Here is a 24,622-nt window from a genome sequence, read left to right as displayed (position 1 = left end):
GCAATGAACCTATGTTTACTTATACCATTACATAGGTTCTATCTGCTCTACCATCAACTGCACCGTCTGATTGCCTCTAAACTCGTTCACGTCGAGTTTATAGACCACCCGGGCATGCTCTATGGTGGCATCGGGCCAGATCTTAAGATCGATATTAAAAGCGATGGCATCTAGCATGGTTTGACCACATTCGGTTTCCAGCACCAGTTTAAGATGCTTCTCACCGACGATTCGTTGTTGGATGACTTTAAAGTGGCCATCGAACAAGGGCTCGGGGAACTCTTGGCCCCAGGGACCGGCATTACGCAGCTCTGAGGCGACAGTTAAGTTCATATCTGCGGCGGGCAAGTCACCATCGGTGACGAACTCACCGGTCAGCTGTTCAAGCTTCAACAACTCACGCACAGCTTGATCGAATGCCAGCTCGAAGGTCTCGAAGTCTTTCGCTCTCAAAGAGAGTCCCGCAGCCATAGCATGGCCACCAAACTTGAGGATCATTCCGGGGTGACGGCTATTGATAAGTTCGAGAAGGTCGCGCATATGCAGACCCTTTATCGAGCGCGCCGAGCCTTTTATTTCGCCTTCTCCCGCATCGGCAAAGGCGATAACCGGTCTGTGGTATCTGTCTTTGATTCTGGAAGCCAGAATGCCGATAACCCCCTGGTGCCAGTCCTCCTGAAAAAGGGCGATGCCCCAAGGCAGACTCGCTTCATTGAGCTCGACGGACTCCAGACTCTTCAACGCTTCTTGCTGCATATCGGCTTCGAGATCCCGTCGCTGGGCGTTTAAATCATCAAGCTCCGCCGCCATGCGTCTGGCCGTTATCATGTCATCACAAAGCAAGGTCTCGACCCCTAGGGCCATCTCATCGAGGCGCCCAGCGGCATTGAGCCTGGGGCCTACGGCGAAGCCAAAATCGGATGCGACTATTTTAGCCGGGTTACGTTTCGCAACTTCTAATAAGGCTGTGATCCCGACGCGGCAGCGACCCGCCCTCACCCTCTGTAATCCCGCTGCCACTAAGATGCGGTTGTTTGCGTCGAGGGCCACCACATCGGCAACTGTGCCCAGGGCGACGATATCGAGCAGATGAGCTAAGTTCGGTTCAATAATGCCTTGCTCTTGATACCAGTTGCGCTGCCTAAGCTCGGCTCTAAGGGCTGACATCAGGTAGAAAGCCACCCCAACACCTGCGATAGATTTACTGGCGAAGCCGCAATCCACTTGATTGGGATTGACGATGGCGTCTGCATCGGGAATAGCCTTACCCGGCAGATGGTGATCGGTTATCACCACTTGCATGCCCAGCGCCTTAGCGGCGGCAACGCCTTCGACAGAGGAGATACCGTTATCTACTGTGATCAGCAGCTCAGCGCCCTTACTATGGGCGACGGCCACGATCTCCGGGCTCAGTCCATAACCGAAATCGAAGCGATTAGGGATAAGGTAATCAATTTTACTCGCGCCCATCATCTTCAACGCCAGCATGCACACACAGGTCGAGGTCGCGCCATCGGCATCGAAATCACCCATGATTAAAATTGCGCGATTGTCTCTGATCCCATCGGCGATAATCTTAGAGGCTATGTCCAAACCTTTCATGGTATTGGGGCGTAACAGGCGTGACAGAGTCAGATCACATTCCTCGGCTGTGGTACCACGGCTGGCATAGATCTGCTTTAACAGAGGAGAGAAGGAATCTGGCAGATGAGTGTCATCAACCTTAGAACGTCGCACTATCTTATGGATCACGAATTACTGCCTTATAGCTTAGGTTGAACACAGAGAAATCAAACACCAGCTAGCATATCAAACCCCGGCCCAGATAACACTAGCTTAGGCATACAAGCGAAAATCCATTAAGCTGACATTTGCCATCCGATATGCCCGACATAAAAAAGCCAGCGATATCGCTGGCCTTAGGCTTTATATTGTCAAGTAATCTAGTTAATTGACTCTAGCGCACGAAGCAGATCTTTAGGTGGCTGGTAGCCTGGGATCATGCTGCCATCATCTAAGATGATAGCCGGGGTGCCATTGATGCCGAAGCTCTGACCTAGGTTATACTGCTCGGCAATTTTTGCATCACACTGCTTATGCTCAACGCTCTTACCCGCCTTAGCATCTGTCATCGCCTTAAGGGGATCCGCTGCACACCAGACCGCTTCCATCTCATCGGCGTTGGCAGAAGGTACGCCACTACGTGGGAACGCCAGATAACGTATGGTGATGCCTAAGTCGTTATACTCATCCATCTGCTTATGCAATTTGCGACAATAACCGCAGCTGATGTCGGTGAAGACGGTAACGACATGTTTCTCGTTGTTAGCCTTATACACCAACATATGATCTTCGAGGGGTTTCATCATCTCGATACGAGGTCCTGCCATCGCAGCCTCCGTCAGATTCTTCATATCATTATCGAGATCATACAGGCTACCATGAAATAGTTTAGAGCCATCTCGAGAGATATATAGCACGCCACGATCCGTTAAGGCTTCGTATAGACCTGGGATAGGCGACTGATGAAGAGAGTGAACCTTGACACTTAATGTGTCACTCAACTTCTGCTTCAGCTCGGCACTATTGGCAATTGTGTCGCTGTGGGTATTAGATGTGGCCATAGCGAAAGGCGCTAATACCACAGCAAGTACCAAAGAAAATATGCGGGTAAACTTCATTATATATCCTGTTCTTTGCATGGGTCTGGTGCGGTTATTTAAAATTACACTTGATTAGACCTTGTTTAGGCCAGAAAAGTTACAGTTTCAACAGGATTAAAGCAAATAATAACTGTAACTAAATCACTGCCAGTAGAGGTAATTATAAACTACCTCAAAGTTAAGCAGCTTCGAATAGTATTTGGGGTCAGAGGAAAATGCCCTTCTGCCAACTAAAAACCTAAGCTCTGATACCCGTTCAAGGTCATGGAACAGAAAGCCTTCCCCCATCAATTTAACTCAAATCGAAGAAATGAATAATCAGGTGTGAACGCGGCTGTGACCTTCGACATCAGGGTGAGGTATCACGAAGTGATACTCTCCGAACGAGAGGCTGGGATGCCGAACTGGCCTTTAAACATGGAAGTTGTTTGATGTCGCAGAGCTCACAGGGCCAAAAATGTTCCCTACATTTTTTGGCATTCCCGCCGCTGACCCATAGGGATATGGGAAATGTTATAAAAGCGTCTGGAACGCTTAAGACCATGGCAGTCAGATATACTTGCGGCGGGTCACAGAAGTGTTTGCACATTCAGCGAGCCGCAGGCTATAGGTATCATTGAGGCTATGATTACCAACAAACCAAGCAAACACCGAACCCGGTAAATGAACCCAACTGAAGAAGATACTTCCAACTTGCTATCAGGCAAGCTAGCCCCTGGGGTGATGTTCACTGTGGAGTTGACTGAGTCTGGCTTTGGCCACATGGGTGTAAATCTGTGTGGTGGACAGATCGCTATGCCCCAGTAACAACTGCACCACGCGCAGATCGGCACCATGATTTAGCAGATGCGTCGCAAAAGCATGCCTCATAGTATGAGGGGAAATATGCGTCACGATTCCAGCCCTAAGCGCATAGAGTTTAATTCTATGCCAGAAGGTTTGCCGGGTCATCATCTGGCCACGTCTAGAGGGGAATAACACATCACTGAGCTTGCCTTTGAGCAACTCGGCTCTGGCTCCCTCAAGATAGTGTTCAACTTCGTTAACGGCAATCTCCCCCAGAGGCACTAGCCTCTCCTTGCCACCTTTGCCTACAACCCTCACCAGGCCCTGTCTGAGACTGAGCTGCTCCATGGTCAAACTAACCAATTCAGTCACTCGCAGCCCAGTAGCATAAAGTAGCTCCAGCATGGCCCTGTCCCGGCATTCGATGGGTTCTTGTAGATCCGGTTCATTGAGCAAGATATCGACATCGGCTTCGCTGAGTGAGTCAGGCAGTTTACGGGCTAATTTGGGCGACTTTATCCGCGCGATAGGATCCACTTGAATCAGCTTCTTAAGTATCAAGAAACCATAAAAACGCCTCAGGCTACTCATCAGGCGAGCACTGCTGGTACGGGCAAAGCCCTTATCGAATCTCACATCCAGATAGTCACGGATCAATTGCTGAGACACCTGAACTAATCCGCCGCCCAATTTCTGCATATAACGATCGAAATGGCGCAGGTCGGTTCGATAGGCTGCGAGGGTATTATCACTCAATCCCCGATTCGACCAGAGATCATCCAGAAAGGTATCGATAAGCGGGTCGGGTTGATATGGTTTTGATTCAGCAGACTCAGCCAAGCTAGTCACTCCTTTGAGGCATTAAAAAAGCGCGTTCTCATCGAGACCGCGCTTAGTATTCTATGACATAGCCAGAGAATTAACAGAGTTCAGTAGGAAGTTATCCCAATTTATACCCAAGCTACCTCAATGTGCTCGTTTCAGAGCCCCCGTAGGATAGCTGAACAAGGCAGTGATTGAGAGAATGGTTATTCCCTTGTCGATAGCACTAACGCAGTGCAGTTATTCTACGGGAGCTCCCGCAGGGCAAGGCGAGAAGCAACATTTTTCTGCGTTATGAAATATTGAATTAGAATAACTAGTACTACTATTTCATGCCTTGAACTCTGTCACTTCTCGACATGCTGAATCCTGCATTATGAAGTAGTTTGGGTATTAGGCTCAGCTTTACTCTTCTTGATAAATAAACACGCCATTATTGCCAGCCCTGTCGGCAGTAACCAGGCCATGCCTTCATTATGCATTGGCATGAAATCCGCAAAACTCATATCGATACCGGCCGCTTTAAGACCATCGATAATACCAAATACCAAGGCGACACTGAGCACGATACGATGAGAGAGCTCAGGCATGGCAAACTTATTGGTTAAGAAAGTCACCGCGACTAAGGCGATAGCGACAGGGTAGATGGTGTAGAGCACAGGTACACTTACACTGATCAATTGTGATAGTCCAACGTTCGCCACTGTGGCACAGGCCAGGCTCATGATAACCACAAACATCTTGTAGGATATGCGTGGCAGCAGATCATTGAAGAACTCGGCACAAGCTGTCACCAAACCAATAACCGTGGTTAAGCAGGCTAGTGTGACCACGGCCGCCAATAAAATCTGACCTAGACTACCGAACTCATGATTCACATAGTTGGTTAAGATTACCCCGCCATTGTCTGCGCCATTGGCGAGTTCACCGGCAGAGGCACCTAGGTAGAAGAGAGAGATATAGACAAATGCCAGGCCTGCCGCGGCGATCAAGGCGGCTCTAATCAGATATTTAGTCTGATCTTTACTGTCACTCACCCCTTTACGACGAAGAATATCGATAATCAACATGCCGAAGATGAGTGATGCCAAGGTATCCATGGTGTTATAACCTTCCAATATACCTTTGGTCAGCGGGTTAGTCTGATACTCACCCACGGCTTGTCCGACGCCTGACCCAGGTAGCACCATGACAGAGATAGCCAAACCCACCAGAAGAAAAATCATGATAGGCGTAAGGACCTTACCCACACTGTCGAGCAGTTTCCCCGGATTAAGTGCCATTAGCATGGCTCCACCGAAGAAGATTAAGGTGTAAATAAGCTGGGCAACATTAAGCACGATACCGGCGATCGTAAAGGTCGCACTGCTATCTGCCAGGAAAGGTTTAAAGCCCATTTCATAGGCCACTAGACCCGCTCGTGGAGCCGCGAATGCGGGACCTATAACGATATAAATAGTGATTGCAAAAATGGTTGCAGCCACAGGAGGAAGTAAGCCCATGATTTTACCGTTCGCCTTAGCAACGGCGATCAGGGTGATCAGGGGTAAAGTTACCGCAGTGATCAAGAAGCCAATCATGGCTAAAATCATATTTTCCCCGGCGAGGAAGCCTGCCAATGGTGGGAAAATAAGGTTACCGGCGCCCAAGAAGAACGCGAAAGTCATAAAGCCTAACCCTAAGGTATCGGCCATGCTCATCTGTTTGTTTTGCACTTTTTGCCCCATCATCTTTTATTGTTTTGTAACGATCTCAAGTTATTAGGCCAATCACAGGCTCTGTAAGTGGAGATTAAATTATGTGTAAACTAATGATTACACGAGTCCGTGGTAAAATCGGCCGACACTTGGCTAGTTTATGAACAGAAGCGGGAACACCTGACGCTAACATTACTTAAAACTGGCTTGCCTAGCCTAAAAAAGTGCTTAAAGCCCTATTCCAGAGGCATACTATTAGCAAATACAGCATAATTAAACAAGGAATCCACTCAAATCAGGAAGGATCGACAACAGAAACATAACAAAGCAACAACTTTCAGTTAAACAAGCTCACACAGCAACAGCATCAGGCATATAAAATAAGTTGCCACTACAAGCCAGCAACATCATTGAAATCGCAGCCCATATGAAAGCCATTAACCAATCCCTGTGATTAGAGTACAATCCAGCCACCTAAGTTTTCAATGCAGAATAAATCAGACTCGATGCCATTTACCTTCAAACAATTTCATATAGATGACCATAACTGTGGCATGCCTGTTAGCACAGATGCTGTGATTCTCGGGGCCTGGGCCCCTCTGACTCGAGCCAAGAGCATTCTCGATATTGGCGCGGGCAGCGGACTGCTAAGCTTAATGGCCGCTCAGCGAAGTGAAGCGATTATCACCGCAATCGAACTCGACGAAACCGCAGCATCGGCTTGTGAGAGAAACTTTCAGGCTTCTAAGTGGGGCGAGAGATTAACAATAGAGCAGTGTGCGATTCAGGACTTTGCGCAACAGCGTCTGGACACTCAAGTAAAATTTGAACATATCATCTGTAATCCCCCCTATTTTAACGGTGGGACACAGTCCAAAAACCAACTTAGAGCAAAAGCCAGGCATACCGACAGCTTAGATTTTTCATGCCTAATAAAAGCCATAACTCGCCTCTTGGCAGCCGATGGCACCGCTAGCCTGATTCTCCCCAGTCAAAGTATGCCTAAGTTTCAGCAAGAGCTGGCATGCTCAGAGCTCATCATGACCCGGGTCATGGATATTGCAGATTCGGCAGCTAAGAAGCCCCACAGACATGTGTTTAACTTGGCTCACAGACAAGCCCCCTTCCCAGAGCAGAGCCATCGAGTCGACTCGAATCACTTCTGTATCAAGGAGAGTGATGGCAGTTATAGCCAAGAGATGATTGGCCTAATCACCGGATTTTATCTCAAGTACTAGCCCATTTGCGGATGAAGTTTATCTCCGAAACGGCTAATAATTTAGATGAAATTAAGAGCTAGTTTGGTCTATTTTGGTGTATAATGCGCAGCTATTATTTATTGAGAACGCTGCGCATGCTATTTGAAGACTTCCTGCTTGACCCTATTTTACTAGAGTCATTAAAAGCCATGGGCCATAAAAAGCCCACCACGATACAGCAACAAACCATTCCATTGGCGATGGAGCAGAAAGACATACTAGCTCGGGCACCGACAGGGACAGGCAAAACTGCCAGCTTCCTGCTGCCAGCGATCCAACATATCATCGACTTCCCTCGTCGCTTCAGCGGTCAGGCACGAGTCCTGGTGTTGACACCGACCCGTGAGCTTGCCAGCCAAATTCATCGCTATGCCTCGCATCTGTCGACAGGTCTTGATCTCAATATTGTCATCATAACAGGCGGCATGCCCTACGGCCCACAAGAAGAAGCGCTAAAGAATAATGTCGATATCTTAGTCGCCACTCCCGGCCGCTTGATGGAATATCTGGACAAGGGCAACTTCAATGCCGAAGAGGTTGAAGTGTTTGTCATCGATGAAGCCGACAGAATGCTGGATATGGGATTCTCCGCCGCGGTCGAGACCTTAGCCATCGAATCCGTTGGTCGTAAACAGACCATGCTATTCTCGGCAACGTTAGAGGGCAGTGATGTGGGACGTTTCTCACACCAGCTGCTGACAGATCCAGTTAAGGTAGAGGCCGAAGCACCGCGCAGCGAGAAAGCCAAAATCCACCAATGGATCCATATTGCCGACAATAAAGAACATAAATTCGCCATGCTGTGTAACATCCTCAGACAGGAAGATGTGACACGTACCATAGTGTTTGTTAAGACCCGAGAAGGTGTAGCAAGCTTGGAAGGCTTGCTACAGAGAGAAGGGATAACATGTAGCTTTATGCGTGGCGACATGGAACAAAAACAGAGATTCCAGGCTTTGGGTCGCTTCACTAAAGGCGAAGTCAGTGTCCTGTTGGCCACCGATGTCGCCGCTCGCGGCATCGACGTAGATAACATCAGTCATGTGATCAACTTCGATATGCCAAGATCTGCAGATACTTATGTACACCGCATCGGACGTACTGCCCGCGCAGGCGCCAAGGGCACGGCTATCTCTCTGGTCGAGGCTCACGATATCCGCGTTGTCGGCAAGATTGAACGCTATATAGACCAGGTCCTTAAACGCAGATTCATCAAAGATCTGCGCCCTAAGAATAAGGAAGCTAGGCCACCAGGGAAAAACAAGGTTAAGCCTGGTGCAACAAAAACATTCAGCAAGAAAAATAAGAAGAAAAAGAAGAAGAAGTAGGTCTTTCATCTACACACTTTATTCCTATTCATTAATAAAAAAAGAGTCGCTAACCGCGGCTCTTTTTTTTTACATTTTTTTGTAGGAGGGTGCTTGTGTAGGAGGGTGCTTTAGCCCCGAGGCTTATAGGTTCTTAGTTCATCCTCTCCCGGCTAAAGCCAGTCCTACAACGAATATAATCGGCCTATGCCCCATCAGCGCAGCATCGTCTTTTCTGTAGGATTTCTGGATGTTAGATATCTTTATTTTACAAAAACAGATTTATCCAAGCCTAATACTCTGGTAATTTAGTTAATAGAAAAATTTCAGCTAGGAAAAGCGGGAAAATAATGATAAAAATAATCCTCAGAAGATCTTCTCCTCTATTGATTCTGTTAGTTTTCGGTGTGGCTGCAGCATTACTCATCAGCACCAAGGAAGCCCCCGAGCAGAAAGAAGATGAAGTGCCAGTGCCCATCATAGATGTTACCCGTGTCGAACAAAAAACCGTGTCTTTAAACTTGTCTTCATACGGTATCGTCACCCCAAAAAACAAGACACTGCTAGTAACAGAAGTTCAGGGGAGAATGCTGACAATAGCCCCCAATTTTGTCGCCGGTGGTGTAGTGAAAAAAGGCGAAAAACTTGCCGTCATCGAGCCTTCCGATTATGAAGCCGACCTGATGCAGGCCCAGGCCTCTCTCGCTCAAGCCGAAGCGGCTCTGGAGGAAGAAGTAGCCCGAGGCGAAGTCGCCAAGAACGATTGGCAAGGATTCGATGGCGGCATCCCACCCGAGCTTGGATTACGCCTGCCTCAGCTGAAAAAAGAACAGGCCAATGTTAAATTCCAACAAGCAGCGCTGGCTCGCGCTCAACGTAACCTTGAAAGAACCATCATTCGTGCGCCTTTCGATGGCATCATCAAGTCAAGAATTGTCGACTTAGGCCAATACGTCACCTTAGGCACCAACCTAGGTGAACTCTACGATACCCGTATCGCCGAGATTCGTTTACCGGTTACAAATAATGACCTCGCCTATCTGGAGTCGGTCGATAACCCCAATACCCTGGTCACTCTAAGTGCATCATTAGCGGGTAAAGATGTCACCTGGATTGGCACGATTGTAAGAAGTGAAGGCGTTATCGATGCTGAAAATCGTATGGTATATCTGGTGGCTGAAATTAAAGATCCTTACCTGAGAAAGAACCGTAAGGAGGGTCAATTTCCTCTTAAATATGGCAGTTTCGTTACCGCCGTAATTAAAGGCCGCACCGTAGACGGTATTGTACAGTTACCCCGCCACCTGGTGCGTAACGGTCATGTGGCCGTAGTATCGAGTGACAATGTCATCGAGATCCGCGAAGTCAATGTGGTTAGAACCGATATCGACAGTGTATATATCAAGGACAGTCTGCTCGATGGAGAACGTATTTCACTGACTAAACTCAATAATATGTCAACGGGTCAGGTCGTTAAAATCCTCGGTGAAATGCAGAAAAATGATACCGGTGCGGACACACCAGATTCAGAGACCAAGGAGCAGCGACTCGCTAGCGCGGGTGAACACTAATGGATGTACAAAAAGTGGCTGCTCAAGAAGGCATAATTGCCTGGTTTGCTCGAAACAGTGTTGCCGCAAACCTATTGATGGCCTTCTTAATTTTAGGTGGCCTGTTTAGTAGTTATTTCCTGGTCAATAAGGAAATATTCCCCTCTTATGAGCTTAATTACCTGCAGATATCTGTGGCTTACCCAGGCGCTGCACCTCAAGAGATTGAGGAGGGGATTAACATTAAGATTGAAGAGGCGATCCAAGATATCAATGGCATCAAAAAGGTCACCTCTGTCGCCAGTGACGGCTTTGGTAATGTCACCATAGAGGTCGAAGATAACTATGATCCTCAGGATATTCTCGATGAAGCCAAACTTGCGATAGACGCAATTTCTACCTTTCCAGATAATATTGAAAAGCCAAATATTTTTCGTATTAAACCAGAGAACAATGTTATCTGGGTCTCTGTCTATGGCGACATAAATCTGCATGATATGAAGGAGTTAGCTAAGTCCATTCGCGAAGACATCACCGCGCTACCTGCGGTTACCCGTGCAAAAGTCACTGGCGTCCGTGACTATGAGATAAGCATTGAACTGTCTGAAGACAAGCTTAGGGAATACGGCCTAAATTTCGTCCAGGTCGCTCAAGCTGTGCAGAACTCTTCGATAGACCTTCCCGGCGGCTCTATTCGTGCCCAAGATGGTGACATCTTGCTACGTACTAAGGGGCAGGCATACACGGGTGAAGATTTTGAGAAAATAGTCGTCAGCACCCGTCCCGACGGCAGCCGTATCATGTTGTCGCAAGTCGCCACCATCAAGGATGGCTTCGAGGAACGATTGGAATATACCCGCTTCAACGGCAAGCCTGCGGCGATTATTGAAGTTAGCAGCATAGACGATCAAAATGCCCTCGATATCTCGGCCCAGGTAAAGGCCTATATCGAAGAGAGACGTATGACACTTCCAGCCGGTGCTCAGCTAGATACCTGGGGTGATCTGACTCATTATCTCAAAGGACGCCTGAACATGATGTTATCTAACATGTTCTATGGTGCCATACTGGTGTTTCTTATTCTGGCCATCTTTCTGGAACTCAAGTTAGCCTTCTGGGTCATGATGGGCCTACCAGTGTGTTTCCTCGGAGCCGTGTTGTTGATGCCGGTCGAGCCTTTTTCTCTCTCTATCAACCTGCTTACCCTGTTCGCCTTTATTCTGGTGCTGGGCATAGTGGTGGACGATGCCATCGTCATCGGTGAAAGCGTCTATACAGAAATAGAGAAACACGGTCATTCACTAGAAAATGTCGTCAGAGGCGCCAACAAGGTGGCCATGCCTGCCACGATTGGGGTGTTAACCACAATCGTGGCTTTTCTGCCTATGCTGGTGGTATCCGGCCCCCAAGGTATCATCTGGAAATCTATCGGCATGATAGTGATCCTTTGCCTGATATTTTCTCTGGTGGAGTCTAAGTTAATTCTTCCGGCTCACCTCGCGCGCATGAAGCCCAAGAAACCTAGGTCACAATTAGGCAAAATGGGACTATTAAAGGCCAACTTTAACGACAAAATTCAGTATTTCATCCATCATAAATATCGCCACTTTCTCGAACGCTGTATCAAGCAAAGATATAACGTCGTCGCCATTTTTATCGGGGTATTGATCTTAGCCATCGCCTTAGTGGTCAGCGGTAAGATACGCATGGTCACTATGCCTGATCTTCCGTCCGACTTTATTCAAGTACATTTAGAGATGGATGAAGGCAGCTCTGAAACTAATACCTTAAAGGTAGTCAAAGAGATCGAAGCAGCCCTCTACGCCATGAATGACAAGATGAAGTCTGAAAATGGCTACGAAGTGGTCAAGCACAGCTTTATCGACATGAGCTCGAGAACCTCGGCCTTTATCTTTGCCGAGCTGACTAAGAGTGAAGACCGTGAGGTCGATGGTGTCGCCATTGCCTCTGCCTGGCGTGAACAGCTGCCTGAGCTTATCGCCGTGAAAAAATTGAATATTAACGCCAGCACCAATAAGGGTGGCGGCGATATCTCTTTCATATTAACCGCAAGCAATCTCGAACAACTGTCAATGGCCGCTACTGAGCTTAAACAGAAACTAAAAACCTATGAAGGTGTCTACGATATTTCAGACAACTTCTCATCAGGCAGCCATGAGATACGCTTAACGATCAAGCCAGAAGCAGAGGCTCAGGGACTCACCTTGTCAGATCTGGCCAGCCAGGTTCGATATGGTTTCTATGGTTATGAAGTGCAGCGCATCTTGCGTAACAAGGAAGAAGTAAAGGTGATGGTGCGCTATCCGCTTGAGCAGAGACGCACAGTGGGCCATCTGGAAAACATGATGATCCGCACGTCCGCAGGCATTTCGGTGCCATTTTCGACGGTGGCTGAGATTGAAATGGGTGACTCTTACTCCTCCATCACCCGAGTCGACGGTCGCCGAGCCATTAGTATCGTAGCTAGCGCAGATAAAAATAAGGTCGAGCCATCCAAGATAGTTGCAGAGATCCAGCAAGATTTCCTGCCTTATTTAGAAGCTAAGTACCCTGCCATCTCGACAGCGCTGGATGGGAGTAGCGCCGATGATCAGAGTGCCTTGATAAGTCTGTTGCAGGGCTTCTTCTTTACGCTATTTGCTATCTACGCACTGATGGCTGTCCCGCTCAAGTCATACAGCCAACCGTTAATCATCATGTCGGTTATCCCCTTCGGCATCATTGGCGCCTTATTTGGTCACCTATTGTTGGGACTGACGCTCAATATCTTAAGCCTGTGCGGTATTATCGCCTTGGCAGGCGTAGTCGTGAATGACTCACTGATCTTGGTCGACTTCGTCAACAAGGCAAGAGCACAAGGTCAATCGATTACTCAGGCTGCAATTGACTCAGGATGTTATCGATTCAGGGCTATCATCTTGACTTCTATGACCACCTTCGTCGGTCTGGTGCCAATTCTGTTAGAGAAGAGTCTACAGGCACAAATCGTCATCCCTATGGCGACATCACTCGCATTTGGCATCGTCTTCTCGACGGTAGTGACACTGATTCTTATTCCTCTGCTCTATATCATATTGGATGATATCAAACGCACTAGCCGCCGCTTCTACAACTGGTGGTGGCAGCCAAAGGATGATTCTGCGAGAGTAGGTAACTAAATAGGTGAACAGTGCAGCGAATTAATCTCTTAATAATTATTAGCTTGTTGACCTTAGTACCTTTGCTGGAGACTCTCAGTTCAAGTACTTTGTTTGGGCTACAGTGGCGTAGCCCTCTGTTTATGGATGACCTCAGAGATGCATTAGTCATTATAAAATTAGGTGGGATATTTCTCGCACTCTACCTTCTGATGATGAATCACAGTAAAATCAGAGATATTTTTGCGATTAAGTGGCGTTTCAACGCTTTTTTAACGACTCATTACTCACTCGCTCTTCTACAAGTGCCCAAAACCACTGGGATTTTATCAATTACACTTGATAAAAAAAATTGATTGGTTAGGGGAGTTCAAGTTAAAAATCAATCAAAATAAATTAGTTATTCGTTCAGGGAACAATTTTAGAAGTCGCACTAACCCGTTAGATTTATCAAAAGTGAAGCCTTGCAGATAGCTGAGCTCATTTCAACATCCAGCTGTTGATTCTTACTTATCGCTGATCACTTATCGCTTACAGCTTACAGCTTACCACTAGTAATCCACCTTGAGCTCGAAGTCGAAGGCTACATACGTGATCCGTTTATCAGTCTACAACGCTTAACTCCCCTACAATGAGACTCCAAAATTTTCTCCTAAGGCCCATATGACCAGTTCAACCTTAGTTTACGATATTCGTAATAGTCGCTACCTTAATATTACCGGTCGATGCACGCTGCGTTGCCAATTCTGCCCTAAGCATAACGGCAGTAAACAGGTTCATGATTACCAGCTAGCCCTTGATCATCAGCCCACAGCCGCAGAGATCATCCCTCAGCTTGGTGACGTCAGTGCCTATGAGGAATATGTCTTCTGTGGCTATGGCGAACCCACTCTTAATTTAGCGACCTTAATAACAGTGGCAAAGGAGATTAAGCTCAGAGGCGGCCAGGTCAGAGTCAATACCGATGGTTTAGGTAACTTGTTTCACCGGCGCAATATCTTGCCTGAGCTGGCACCTTGGGTAGATAGCCTGTCAATTTCACTCAATGCAGATAATGAAACTGCTTATCTGCTGCACTGTAAGCCAAAATTGAAGGGGAGCTATGATAGTGTTAAAGCCTTCATTCGACTGGCAGTCAATACTATCGATTCTGTACAGGTCTCGGCCATAGAGGGCCTGGAAGGGGTCGATATTGCGGCTTGTAGAATCTGGGTAGAGCAGAGCGGCGCCGAATTTAAACATCGAAGCTTAGGTGTCGTCGGCTGAATGCTCCGTTAATCCTATGGACAAAAGTGAGGTTATATTCATGTAACCAGCAGTGTTCGCAAATTTGATTTATGTTAATATGACTTCCTATAAAACCAACAACAAAAACACCTTAGATGTTGACGCCAAAACTATCACCTCTTATCCCAGCCCAAGATATTCATTGGTCAAATCAAAGACTATTGTCGGTGGCAACACAGATCTTCATTCTGATAATCAGCGTGGTATTACTCAGTAACGTCACCATCACCTTAGGCGAACGTAGGCTCCAGGAAGACTGGGCGACTCAGAGGTACAGTGAGCTCCAGGCTGTGGGCAGCTTGATCGCGGATAAGGTCTCTTTCCAACAATTTCGCACGCAGATGTTTGCCAAGTCAGAACTGCTCAAGCGCTACTTAGATGTGCCTAGTATTCCTCGACAAGACAAGCTCGAGAAACACTGGGATGTGATAACCAGTAATATTCCCGAGCTGTTAGATATCGCCCTGTTCGATCCCCAAGGTAACTTCAAATTCGCTACCAGCGATAATTTCGGCCATGAACCTCTACTCCCTTCCCTGCTTGGCAGCTCGAGAAACATGGGTGGCAACGAGATTTACACCTCTCCACTGGAATTTAGTCCGGTCAATGGCAAGCTAGAGCCATACCTGTATCAACTTGCCTGGCTCGAGAATCCCGATCAGAGTGTTCGAGGCTATTTGGTGACATATAGCTCTATGTCTAAAATGCTGAAGAGTATCCAGCCTGCCAACTCCCGCGGTCAATCGCCGCTATTGATGTTAGATACTCAGGGCTTGCTCTATGCAGGTGCAGATTCCCGTCCGTCATTAAAACGTATTCCCGATACTATGGGAGGCAGCCTGAAACAAAGCTATCCAGCGCTATGGCGTAAGATGGCCATGAGTAATTTCGGTCAGTTTCATGGCGATAATGCCACCTTCGTCTACCTAAAAATCGAGCTGACGGCCCAATACGAGACCCGCAGAGAATACTTTCTGGTATCCTATGTGCGCAATGATGATATTGCAGCCAATTTCTCCCAGTGGCGCACCATACTCATGAGCTGTGCTTTCATGCTGACTCTGTTAGCCTCTATGCTCATTCTGCTGAGCCACTTTTATCGTTTAGAGCAGAGATCGAGACAGTTCAGCATAGAGCTATCGAATCGCCTCTTCCACCGACAAGTGGGCTGCATCATAGTCAATCATAACAATCGGGTGATTTCGGCAAATGAATTGGCGGCAACTCAGTTATCCTTGCCTAAAGATCAGCTACTCGATCGCAGTCTACAAAGAATTCTACAACTTGAGGACGATGACTATTCACGTATAGTGACTGAGATCCAGCAAAAGCAAGAGTGGAAAGGTGAACTTTGCCTCGATATGGGTGCAGAAACACAGGCCGAGTTAATTGCCCATATAAAAAACCAAGTATCTAAAGATGAACAGGAAGCCTATCTGGTCATCACCTTCGAAGATGTCAGTGAGCTCAAACACGCACAGCAAGATGCCTACCTGAGCAGAGTCTTGAATAATAGTGGCGTGCCATCGGCCCTGATCCAGGCTGACGGCACGATCATTCGTGCTAACCCGGCATTCGAACAGCAGATGCAGTCAAACACTAAATGTAGCAATATCATTGACACCTTACCCGATGATTTAGGCAATAAGTGGTCGCAAATTTCTCAGCTAATATTGCTGCAGGGGAGCTGGAAAGGTCAGGTATTATGTTCCTCATCGAGTACTAACACCTGCTTACAAGCCACACTCAAGGGGCATATTGATGCGTCCGGAGAGCTGGATTATATCGTCTGTACCTTCGAACAGGCGATCATCAAGAATAACCATGATGAATCCGGTGTGCTGCAGCCTCATCGCTCAACGATCTTAGTCAACTATAGAGATCTTGAAAGCTACTTCGATTCATTAGACCACACGAGTAAAGATCGCTCCAGCCTACTCCTGTTGGACATCACCTCTGAGAGTATGCTGAGTCATATGAGTGATATAGGGCTGCTTGAGAGCAGGCAGAAAGAAGTTGAGCTTTTTCTCCTCAGAGAGCTGCCATCGAATTACCAGATGTCTCACTGGCAACTCGGTAAGCTTATCTTCATCTTACCGGATACAGATGCAGACCAGGCACATTATTTCGCCATCAAGTCTTTAGCGAGTCTCAATGATATGGGGCTGGGCAAAGGCATTTGTATGGGCATAGCGTCTTTTCAACCAGAGCAAAATCTCGAACAGTACTTGAGTAATGCCGAGGTTGCACTTAAACGCGCTAAGCAAATAGGCGAGCAAAATATCTGTCAGGCGTTTACGCGCCAGCGCTGAGAAAGTGCCTAGATCCTAAACCTAGAGCTAAGAGCTAGACTCTTATTCTATCGCGGCTATGCCTTCGGGCAGTTCACTCTGGCTGATATCGATAATCGTCGAGCGATTCATGGTGATCTTATAACGCGCATATTGCACTGCGTCTTTGCCGTCTTTTACCGCTAAGATCAGATTGATCTGATAACGGCGTTCCACCGAATCATTGCTGATTTTACCCTCCTGCTCCTTGTAGATCTTCGCCTTACCCCGCTCCAGATGACGGGCGAATGGGGCTAAACTAAAGTTAACCTGCTCTTGTATCGACGTATAACCAGCCAGAAACTCTTTCTGGGTCACACGGGTATGAATACCATAATGCAGTACTTCGGCATCGAGCTTATTTTGCCTATGACGTCGTTTAAGAATTTCGGCGACTTTATCCGGTAACTCGATAGTTTTAATAAAGTCTAACCAAACTAACTGTTTGGCTATTGGTGCATGGCTATTGGTATCTCTGAGTATTCTGCTCCACTTGGGCCTCCCCTTCTGTATCAGGCGCCAGAGTGCATTGCGAATGTCTTCCTTAAAGATCTCACGAAAACCATAGATCACAGCCAGAGTTAACACTAAGGCTATGGTTAAGCCGCTAAAGACTCCCTGAGCCTTAATAATAAGCGCCGACACTACTAACATCACCATGGCCGTCGCAAAGCCGGTAGTCATCTTCTTAAGGCCTGTGCCTAAAGTTTTCATCTCCTCTTTTAATACCACACCTTGCTGGATCAAACGTCTGAGCAGCAACATCTTGTTGGAGATGCGATTAGGATCATCCTTAGTCTGTTGTGAATTATACCGCTTAGTTTCTCTATGTTCGTTCTCAGCCCGGCACAGGGCAATAGCCGAATCTAACACCACACTGTACTCGCTACTTCTCGGCGCTGTGGACAAGAGTTTTAGTAGACGCTGTTCACAGAACCAGGAGAGGTAATTGTCGGCATTTTCAAAATAGGATTTCCATTTGGGATCGCTCGGCTCATTACGACGAAACTTCTTCAGCAGTTGACTCACCAAGTCACACAGATCTTGCAGAGAATTGAAGAAGTTTTCTGGCTCTTCAATCTGTGCTAGCTCCTTGCTATCGTTCTCGATGGCAACAGAAAATTGATAGGCAAATAGATTCAAGTAGAGGCGAAATTCTTCTATCGTACGTTTTTTCTGACTGGCAAAACGGCTCTGTACCAGAGGCAGGTGCAGCCCAGTGGAGTAATATGAACGACGCCCTGTGATTGCCGAATGATAGTACTCCTCTTCATTCAGGCTCTGAGGACCTATTCCCATCTCTTTAGGCAAGAAGAAATAGAGATCCAAACGTCGGTTATCCCCCACCTTCATCTGATGAATAAACTTAATAGAGAGCGACTCTTCCTGCTTGACTCTAATCTTCGACACTTAGCTCCAGTTTCCTTTAAATTCAGTATAATGCCTTATCGGTTTAGTCTGTTCCCTCGCTGTCACCATACTCATCTTGGCAAATAGCATGGGATTATCTCAAGGGATAGAATTAACAATTTACTATGGCAATGTGTTGTGTACTGCAAAACACGATTTTTTCTCATTTTCGCCTACAAAGGCCATACTGAGAGTCATGGTTTTATCACTTTCTCATGCAGAAAATACAAGAGGTGGATTTAGATAAAATAGTTAAAAATTAATAAGATATTAGATCGTAAGTATAGTCTAAAAGCTTATTAATACCCTATTAGAAATATGAGGAGACTTTACCTTGAAGGCCCTTGTTGATGCATCACAGCTCAGTAGGTTTGAGCTAACACGATTAATCAAGCTCGCAGATCCAGATACCATCACCCAGATTAAACTGAATGACAGCATAACCTTTAGCGCTATCCATATCTATAATGTGGAGGTGTAAACTCGCTGTTTTTGAATATGCTAAAGTCTGTTTCGCCCAGTCTATTATGGAAAACATATGGGGTGGAATCGATTTTTGAGCAAAACTAGGTTGCAACAGTGAGTACACTGTCGCAACGCTCAAGCTGCGGTATAAAAAAGCGAGAGAGATCCTCAATATCGGCAAGGCTTCCCCCTTCATTAGGCACAGAGTAATAAGATACGATACCTGACGACGTGTGTATTTCCTGATTATTCAACGGATTAATTGATTCTATAGGTTCAGAAATTGAATGGATAAAGATAATCAATAGCAAAATCTGTGCGATTAAGAGCCCATACTTCTGCTTAGTCATGCCCGCTAGGGGGCCAGAGAAAGTATGATTTATGGAAGCCTTCATTCTAGTATGCAGAATGAAACCTTGATCATCTATAGCCTCTAACAACTGAGCAGATTGCTTGCCTAGAAAAAATCTGAGCCTATCGATCGCTTCTTGTAATTTAGCCGGTGTTCTATGCTCTTGTGGTAATAGTTGCAGCAGCTGCTCTTTTGATAACACCTGATCCCTGAAACGTGCTAAGTGTTCGAGTACAACAAACTCCACCAAGGGCATTTTCCAGCTGGTCTCATTTTGCTGATTTGATAGTGTGGTTCGCTTTATATCAAACCAGCAGCAACCAATTTGCATAGTTAGCGGCCTAATTTATCTTACGGACAAACATTGTATCTATTCCTATCACTCTAGTCAGTGATCACAATAACCTATCTATAACCAATGAAAGAAATCGTGACGATTATCACATAACTAGTTGATAATAGTGAACAAGAGTGGATACAAGTTAACACAAGTGTAAATACTTAGTTAACGTTAGGGAGTGACTGAAAGGTAAGTTAACCAGCGCCATGATGACGCTTATCATTTTCAAATACGCTTAGAATGCGTAAAGTAAGGTCATATTTGTTTCAGTATCTGTACTCTCTTTATCAGCGAGAGGCGAATCGTTATAACGTACAATAACGGCAAACTTCATGGCTAAAGCGCCAATAATATTTGCTGTGACCGAGGTTTCAGAGCGACCTTCAAACGTCTCACCCAAATCGGCAACAAACATCTGCTTAAACCTAGAACTCTCGGTTATATCAGTTTCAAAGTTCACCACCCCGTGGGCAACCCAGCTGTCTTCGGAGTCATAACCCACTAGTGCAGCACTCTCAGTGTCTAAGCGTTTATACTTATAACCTGGACCGACTTCAACATTAAACAGAGTCTTACCATCATCGATAAACTTATGACCGTAACCAGAAGAAACCGTCGAGGTAGAGTCAAAACCAGTGAAAGGATCGATCTCATGGTTTGCGTTGACAAATATATAGCGAGTATTGGTTAACTGATAATCACCCTGGATCAAACCAAAATAACGCTTACCCGTTACTTCACCCGTATCTTCCTTATATAGCGCTTCGAGCAAGTACTGATTTTCCCAGTTACCAAACTCGTGCTTCATATCTAAACGGCCTTTTATCGATGTCGTTTCCGTATTACCTGTGGTCAAGGTCGCACCTAGCTCAGCGTCGCCGCCAAAGGTCTTATCGCCTTCGACAAAGTCAGCACCAGCTTGCGCAGCGAAAGGCGCCGCCATTAAAATAGCAGACGCTATTAGTATTTTTTTCATTTTAATTCTACTCCGAAAGATCATATCCCTTAAAATCGGCGCAATATTAACACTCACAAAACAGAATTGAAAATCTGTGATACACATTAATGCATTTAGACAAAGATACTCCAATCCGTTCAATCGCCAGTATTTTTATCTTATTTATGTTTATGCCAAAACCAAGATACAAAAATGCCCGCGAGTGGCGGGCATTTTAAAAATATTCTATTTAGCTTTACTTAATCTTTGGATCTAACTCACCAGATTGGTACGCCTTATACATGGCTTGCAGCGACTTAGGCTTGATCTTAGAGCCCATGCCCGCGGCGCCAAATGCTTCATAACGCGTGGTACAGATATCAGCCATGGCTTCCATAGATGCCTTAAGGAATTTACGTGGATCAAATTCACTTGGATTCTCGGCCAGGAACTTACGCACAGCACCGGTTGATGCTAAGCGAAGATCGGTATCGATATTGACCTTACGCACACCGTGCTTAATGCCTTCGACGATCTCTTCTAGTGGCACACCATAAGTCTCAGGGATCTCTCCGCCGTACTCATTGATGATCTTCAGCCACTCCTGAGGCACAGATGAAGAACCGTGCATCACTAAGTGAGTGTTAGGAATGCGGGCATGAATTTCCTTGATGCGATCGATACGAAGCACATCGCCGGTAGGCTTGCGGCTAAACTTATACGCACCATGGCTAGTGCCGATAGCGATAGCTAAGGCATCGACGTGAGTGTCAGAGACGAAACGCGCCGCCTCTTCCGGTGTGGTTAGCATCTGATCCATGGTCAATATGCCCACAGCACCGATGCCATCTTCTTCACCGGCTTCACCTGTCTCTAGGCTACCCAGACAACCAATTTCACCTTCTACAGACACACCACAGGCATGAGCAAAAGCGACAGTCTTACGCGTGACATCGACGTTGTACTCGTATGATGCTGGTGTCTTGCCATCGGCCATCAAAGAGCCATCCATCATCACAGATGACATGCCAAGCTGAATAGAACGCTGACAGATATCTGGTTCTGTACCATGATCTTGGTGAATACACACAGGAATGTCAGGATACTGCTCGAGAGCGGCAGCCATCAGATACTTAAGAAACTGAGGACGAGCATACTTACGTGCGCCAGCCGATGCCTGAACAATCACAGGACTGTCTGTCGCTTCGGCAGCTTGCATGATGGCACGCATCTGCTCAAGGTTGTTTACGTTAAAAGCTGGCACGCCGTAATCATGTTCTGCAGCATGATCAAGCAGTTGTCGTAGGGAAATTAAAGCCATTTTTTACTCCAATAATAGGGTGATACTAGACTTAAGTTTTTGCACTTAAATTGTAGCGTCACCGAGGTCACTATCGCTTGGATTGATTTTTATATGCCTTGGTCAAACACAATACTCAGACCTAAGTCTCAGCATCGAATGTAACCAAAGCACGGTTTCTTTTTATCGCTGATTTAGAGGTTAATTATAATTTTAACAGCACTATTTCACTCTAAATCAGTTTATGTTGGTTATTTTCCGCGAGATTCTAACATAGCTACGGCCGGAAGTTCTTTTCCTTCGAGAAACTCGAGGAAAGCACCGCCACCGGTAGAGATATATGAGATTTTGTCGGCGATATCATATTTATCCACTGCCGCTAACGTATCGCCGCCACCGGCGATAGAAAACGCCTTTGACTCGGCAATCGCCAGGGCGATACGCTTAGTACCTTCACCGAATTGATCGAACTCGAATACGCCTACCGGGCCGTTCCAAACGATGGTGCCGGCACCGGCAATAATTTTTTCTAAGGCTGCTGCACTGTCGGGACCAATATCGAAAATCATATCATCCTTGGTCACTTCACTCACATCTTTAAGCGTCGCGCTTGCAGTCGGGCTGAATTCGCTGGCTACCACCACATCGGTCGGTACTGGAATATCACTGCCTCGACTCTGAGCATTAGCAACCAGACGCTTAGCCTCGTCGATAAGATTAGCCTCATACAGAGACTTACCGACTTCATGACCAGCAGCAGCGATAAAGGTATTGGCGATACCACCACCGACCACGAGTTGATCGACTATGCCAGACAGACTCTCTAATACCGTGAGCTTAGTCGACACTTTAGAACCACCTACAATCGCCACGAAAGGACGAGCAGGGTTGTCCAGTGCTTTACCTAAAGCCGCAAGTTCATTGGCAAGTAGTGGACCCGCGCAGGCAATTGGTGCATGCATACCCACACCATGAGTCGAAGCATGAGCTCTGTGTGCTGTGCCAAAGGCATCCATCACATAGACATCACAAAGAGCCGCAAGCTTCTTCGCTAAGGCTGCATCATTTGTCTTCTCACCGACATTGAAGCGTACGTTTTCAAATACAACCACTTCGCCTACGTTTGCTTCGACACCATCGAGATAATCATTAACCAGACGCACAGGACAATCTAATGCCTTAGTCAGGTAATCGACTACAGGTTTGAGGGAGAATTCAGCGTTGAATTCGCCTTCCGTAGGACGTCCCAGATGTGACATAACCATCACGGCAGCACCTTTTTCCAGCGCAAGCTTAATCGTCGGTAATGCCGCCCTAAGACGCGCATCACTGGTGACAACGCCATCACTCACAGGTACGTTAAGATCTTCACGAATAAGCACACGCTTACCTTGTAGATCCAATGCTGACATATTAATAATCGTCATTTGTGTTTCCTTAAAAGTTAAAATTAAAGTTAAAAACGGATAAATCAATTCGATTCACTCTGACCGCCGGGACGAAACACCGGGCCATCAGATAAAAATATGTAAGAGGGGCTTTAGCCCCGAGAATCTAGAATCTAGGTTCATAACCATCCTCTCCCGGCTAAAGCCGGTCCTACAACTAAACGTAAACGGCTGAATAGCAAAGACGACGGCCTTCGGCCTATTGCTTCGCAGACGGCTACGCCTATTCTTGTCTGTAGGAGGGTGCTTTAGCCCCGAGGTTCCTAGGTTAATCCGCTCCCGGCTAAAGCCAGTCCTACAGCCTACGCTCTTCTCACCTTAATCATCTCTAAGCTGGTATCTAACATACGGTTGGCAAAGCCCCATTCGTTATCGCACCAAAGCAGTAACTTAACCAGATGACCGGCGCTCACTCGCGTCTGAGTGCCATCGACTATGCTAGATCTTGGATCGTGGTTGAAGTCACAGGACACCAGAGGCTCATTAGTATAGCCTAAAATACCTTTATAGAGTCCCTTAGCCGCATCTCGAAGCACCTGATTTACATGATTTATATCGACTCTTGAAACTAAAGTTACCGACACATCTATGGCGGTGACATTTATCGTAGGTACTCTCACCGAGATGGCTTCAAACTTGTCTTTCATTTGCGGGAGTATTCGCTCTATGCCTCGAGCCAACTTAGTATCCACAGGAATGATCGATTGACCCGCGGCTCGTGTACGCCGCAGATCGTCATGATAGGCATCGATCACCGGTTGATCGTTCATCGCCGAGTGTATGGTGGTGATTGCGCCGCTTTTCACACTGAAGTGTTTATCTAACACTTCGATGACAGGCACAATACAATTTGTGGTACAGGATGCATTAGACACCACGGTATGCTCAGCCCGTAATAGTTCATGATTCACCCCATAGACGATAGTCGCATCTACATCGCTCGATGAAGGATGGCTAATGAGTACCTGCTTGGCCCCCGCATGGATGTGAGCCTCACAGCTGATTCTATCGGATAACACGCCAGTCGCCTCATAGACGATATCGATATCCAGCTCCGCCCACGGCAGCCTGCTGGCATCGCTTTGATGCAGTAACTTGATGAAATCATCACAGACATGCAGGTAGTTTTCATCCGCACTCAGTTCTACTTGAAACTGAAAACGTCCATGAGTCGTGTCGTACTTAGTGAGATGAAGAATTGCTTCAGGTTTAGCCAGTTCATTGATCGCGACGATCTGGATCTGATCACGCTTACCTGACTCATAAACGGCACGGAGAATTGAACGGCCTATGCGGCCATAACCATTGATTGCAACTCTGATCATTTCGCGATTGTCATCCTATAAAGAAGCTAAGAATCTTGATCATACTTGATAACCATTATCTTCAAGTATGCCATCAAGTATGTCACCAACAAAAAATCACTTATTATGGCTCACTCCTCGAACGAATGAAACATGATAAATGGCCAACCCATTAGACTGGCAATTCTTACATCAAAAATAGACTAA

General features: G+C 46.5%; 17 protein-coding genes. 7 read left to right on the top strand and 10 right to left on the bottom strand.

Annotated features, from left to right (window positions below):
- Positions 1 to 27: 27 nt before the first annotated feature.
- The 4 genes from recJ to brnQ form a co-directional block, all read right to left on the bottom strand.
- The gene (gene recJ, locus KT99_RS08790) at positions 28 to 1,752 is read right to left on the bottom strand and encodes a single-stranded-DNA-specific exonuclease RecJ (RefSeq protein WP_005499104.1); all 1,725 of its coding nucleotides are present in this window, start codon (positions 1,750 to 1,752) and stop codon (positions 28 to 30) included.
- 191 nt (positions 1,753 to 1,943) lie between these two features.
- Positions 1,944 to 2,681 carry a bifunctional protein-disulfide isomerase/oxidoreductase DsbC gene (dsbC, locus tag KT99_RS08785; RefSeq protein ID WP_005499098.1) on the bottom strand — a complete coding sequence of 246 codons (738 nt, stop codon included), beginning with the start codon at positions 2,679 to 2,681 and terminating at the stop codon, positions 1,944 to 1,946.
- Between the two features lie 690 nt (positions 2,682 to 3,371).
- The gene (gene xerD, locus KT99_RS08780) at positions 3,372 to 4,289 is read right to left on the bottom strand and encodes a site-specific tyrosine recombinase XerD (protein ID WP_040571776.1); all 918 of its coding nucleotides are present in this window, start codon (positions 4,287 to 4,289) and stop codon (positions 3,372 to 3,374) included.
- Positions 4,290 to 4,645: 356 nt separating this feature from the next.
- Positions 4,646 to 5,998 (bottom strand): branched-chain amino acid transport system II carrier protein, encoded by a 1,353-nt coding sequence (gene brnQ / locus KT99_RS08775; protein ID WP_050774340.1) that lies wholly within the window; start codon positions 5,996 to 5,998, stop codon positions 4,646 to 4,648.
- 476 nt (positions 5,999 to 6,474) lie between these two features.
- Here brnQ and KT99_RS08770 point away from each other — a divergent pair, with 476 nt between their 5' ends.
- The 6 genes from KT99_RS08770 to KT99_RS08740 all read left to right on the top strand — a co-directional run bounded on the left by KT99_RS08770 (position 6,475) and on the right by KT99_RS08740 (position 16,841).
- A complete protein-coding gene (locus KT99_RS08770) occupies positions 6,475 to 7,206 on the top strand; it encodes a tRNA1(Val) (adenine(37)-N6)-methyltransferase (protein ID WP_040571792.1) in 732 nt (243 codons plus the stop codon).
- Between the two features lie 116 nt (positions 7,207 to 7,322).
- Positions 7,323 to 8,555, top strand: a complete 1,233-nt coding sequence (gene srmB / locus KT99_RS08765; protein ID WP_040571791.1) for an ATP-dependent RNA helicase SrmB — start codon at positions 7,323 to 7,325, stop codon at positions 8,553 to 8,555.
- A 329-nt stretch (positions 8,556 to 8,884) separates the two neighbouring features.
- Positions 8,885 to 10,105, top strand: coding sequence for an efflux RND transporter periplasmic adaptor subunit (locus KT99_RS08760; protein ID WP_005499093.1), 1,221 nt, complete (start codon positions 8,885 to 8,887; stop codon positions 10,103 to 10,105).
- 14 nt (positions 10,106 to 10,119) lie between these two features.
- The gene (locus KT99_RS08755) at positions 10,120 to 13,263 is read left to right on the top strand and encodes an efflux RND transporter permease subunit (RefSeq protein ID WP_420038540.1); all 3,144 of its coding nucleotides are present in this window, start codon (positions 10,120 to 10,122) and stop codon (positions 13,261 to 13,263) included.
- 642 nt (positions 13,264 to 13,905) lie between these two features.
- Positions 13,906 to 14,508: a TatD family nuclease-associated radical SAM protein gene (locus tag KT99_RS08745; RefSeq protein ID WP_005499088.1), complete on the top strand. Its 603-nt coding sequence runs from the start codon at positions 13,906 to 13,908 to the stop codon at positions 14,506 to 14,508.
- 116 nt (positions 14,509 to 14,624) lie between these two features.
- Positions 14,625 to 16,841: a PAS domain-containing protein gene (locus tag KT99_RS08740; protein ID WP_005499087.1), complete on the top strand. Its 2,217-nt coding sequence runs from the start codon at positions 14,625 to 14,627 to the stop codon at positions 16,839 to 16,841.
- Between the two features lie 42 nt (positions 16,842 to 16,883).
- On the opposite strand, the gene KT99_RS08735 is transcribed toward KT99_RS08740, so the two are convergent.
- Positions 16,884 to 18,269 (bottom strand): hypothetical protein, encoded by a 1,386-nt coding sequence (locus KT99_RS08735; RefSeq protein WP_005499086.1) that lies wholly within the window; start codon positions 18,267 to 18,269, stop codon positions 16,884 to 16,886.
- A gap of 334 nt (positions 18,270 to 18,603) precedes the next feature.
- On the opposite strand from KT99_RS08735, the gene KT99_RS21980 reads away from it, so the two are divergent.
- Positions 18,604 to 18,750, top strand: a complete 147-nt coding sequence (locus KT99_RS21980; RefSeq protein ID WP_005499084.1) for a hypothetical protein — start codon at positions 18,604 to 18,606, stop codon at positions 18,748 to 18,750.
- Between the two features lie 85 nt (positions 18,751 to 18,835).
- Here KT99_RS21980 and KT99_RS08730 read toward each other — a convergent pair whose 3' ends face one another.
- The 5 genes from KT99_RS08730 to epd all read right to left on the bottom strand — a co-directional run bounded on the left by KT99_RS08730 (position 18,836) and on the right by epd (position 24,436).
- The gene (locus KT99_RS08730) at positions 18,836 to 19,417 is read right to left on the bottom strand and encodes a helix-turn-helix domain-containing protein (protein ID WP_005499083.1); all 582 of its coding nucleotides are present in this window, start codon (positions 19,415 to 19,417) and stop codon (positions 18,836 to 18,838) included.
- 244 nt (positions 19,418 to 19,661) lie between these two features.
- Complete coding sequence (locus KT99_RS08725) at positions 19,662 to 20,402, bottom strand: DUF481 domain-containing protein (RefSeq protein ID WP_040571775.1); 741 nt, start codon at positions 20,400 to 20,402, stop codon at positions 19,662 to 19,664.
- Between the two features lie 217 nt (positions 20,403 to 20,619).
- The gene (fba, locus tag KT99_RS08720) at positions 20,620 to 21,684 is read right to left on the bottom strand and encodes a class II fructose-bisphosphate aldolase (protein WP_005499079.1); all 1,065 of its coding nucleotides are present in this window, start codon (positions 21,682 to 21,684) and stop codon (positions 20,620 to 20,622) included.
- 230 nt (positions 21,685 to 21,914) lie between these two features.
- Positions 21,915 to 23,090 (bottom strand): phosphoglycerate kinase, encoded by a 1,176-nt coding sequence (locus KT99_RS08715; RefSeq protein WP_005499077.1) that lies wholly within the window; start codon positions 23,088 to 23,090, stop codon positions 21,915 to 21,917.
- Between the two features lie 323 nt (positions 23,091 to 23,413).
- On the bottom strand, positions 23,414 to 24,436 hold the full coding sequence (epd, locus tag KT99_RS08710) for an erythrose-4-phosphate dehydrogenase (protein WP_005499075.1): 1,023 nt from the start codon (positions 24,434 to 24,436) through the stop codon (positions 23,414 to 23,416).
- Positions 24,437 to 24,622 lie beyond the last annotated feature (186 nt).

The organism is Shewanella benthica KT99 (assembly GCF_000172075.1).
Taxonomy (GTDB): Bacteria; Pseudomonadota; Gammaproteobacteria; order Enterobacterales; family Shewanellaceae; genus Shewanella; species Shewanella benthica_A.
Note: the sequence above shows the minus strand (reverse complement) of the source record. Positions and strands in the feature narration are given on the sequence as shown.

What these genes read in the sequence shown, in the direction of transcription:
- brnQ (WP_050774340.1), bottom strand. Translation starts at nt 5,998, where the DNA reads ATGGGGCAAAAAGTGCAAAACAAACAGATGAGCATGGCCGATACCTTA.
- KT99_RS08740 (WP_005499087.1), top strand. Translation starts at nt 14,625, where the DNA reads ATGTTGACGCCAAAACTATCACCTCTTATCCCAGCCCAAGATATTCAT.
- fba (WP_005499079.1), bottom strand. Translation starts at nt 21,684, where the DNA reads ATGGCTTTAATTTCCCTACGACAACTGCTTGATCATGCTGCAGAACAT.
- KT99_RS08770 (WP_040571792.1), top strand. Translation starts at nt 6,475, where the DNA reads ATGCCATTTACCTTCAAACAATTTCATATAGATGACCATAACTGTGGC.
- KT99_RS08760 (WP_005499093.1), top strand. Translation starts at nt 8,885, where the DNA reads ATGATAAAAATAATCCTCAGAAGATCTTCTCCTCTATTGATTCTGTTA.
- KT99_RS08725 (WP_040571775.1), bottom strand. Translation starts at nt 20,402, where the DNA reads ATGAAAAAAATACTAATAGCGTCTGCTATTTTAATGGCGGCGCCTTTC.
- dsbC (WP_005499098.1), bottom strand. Translation starts at nt 2,681, where the DNA reads ATGAAGTTTACCCGCATATTTTCTTTGGTACTTGCTGTGGTATTAGCG.
- epd (WP_005499075.1), bottom strand. Translation starts at nt 24,436, where the DNA reads ATGATCAGAGTTGCAATCAATGGTTATGGCCGCATAGGCCGTTCAATT.
- srmB (WP_040571791.1), top strand. Translation starts at nt 7,323, where the DNA reads ATGCTATTTGAAGACTTCCTGCTTGACCCTATTTTACTAGAGTCATTA.
- KT99_RS08715 (WP_005499077.1), bottom strand. Translation starts at nt 23,090, where the DNA reads ATGACGATTATTAATATGTCAGCATTGGATCTACAAGGTAAGCGTGTG.
- KT99_RS08730 (WP_005499083.1), bottom strand. Translation starts at nt 19,417, where the DNA reads ATGCAAATTGGTTGCTGCTGGTTTGATATAAAGCGAACCACACTATCA.
- KT99_RS08745 (WP_005499088.1), top strand. Translation starts at nt 13,906, where the DNA reads ATGACCAGTTCAACCTTAGTTTACGATATTCGTAATAGTCGCTACCTT.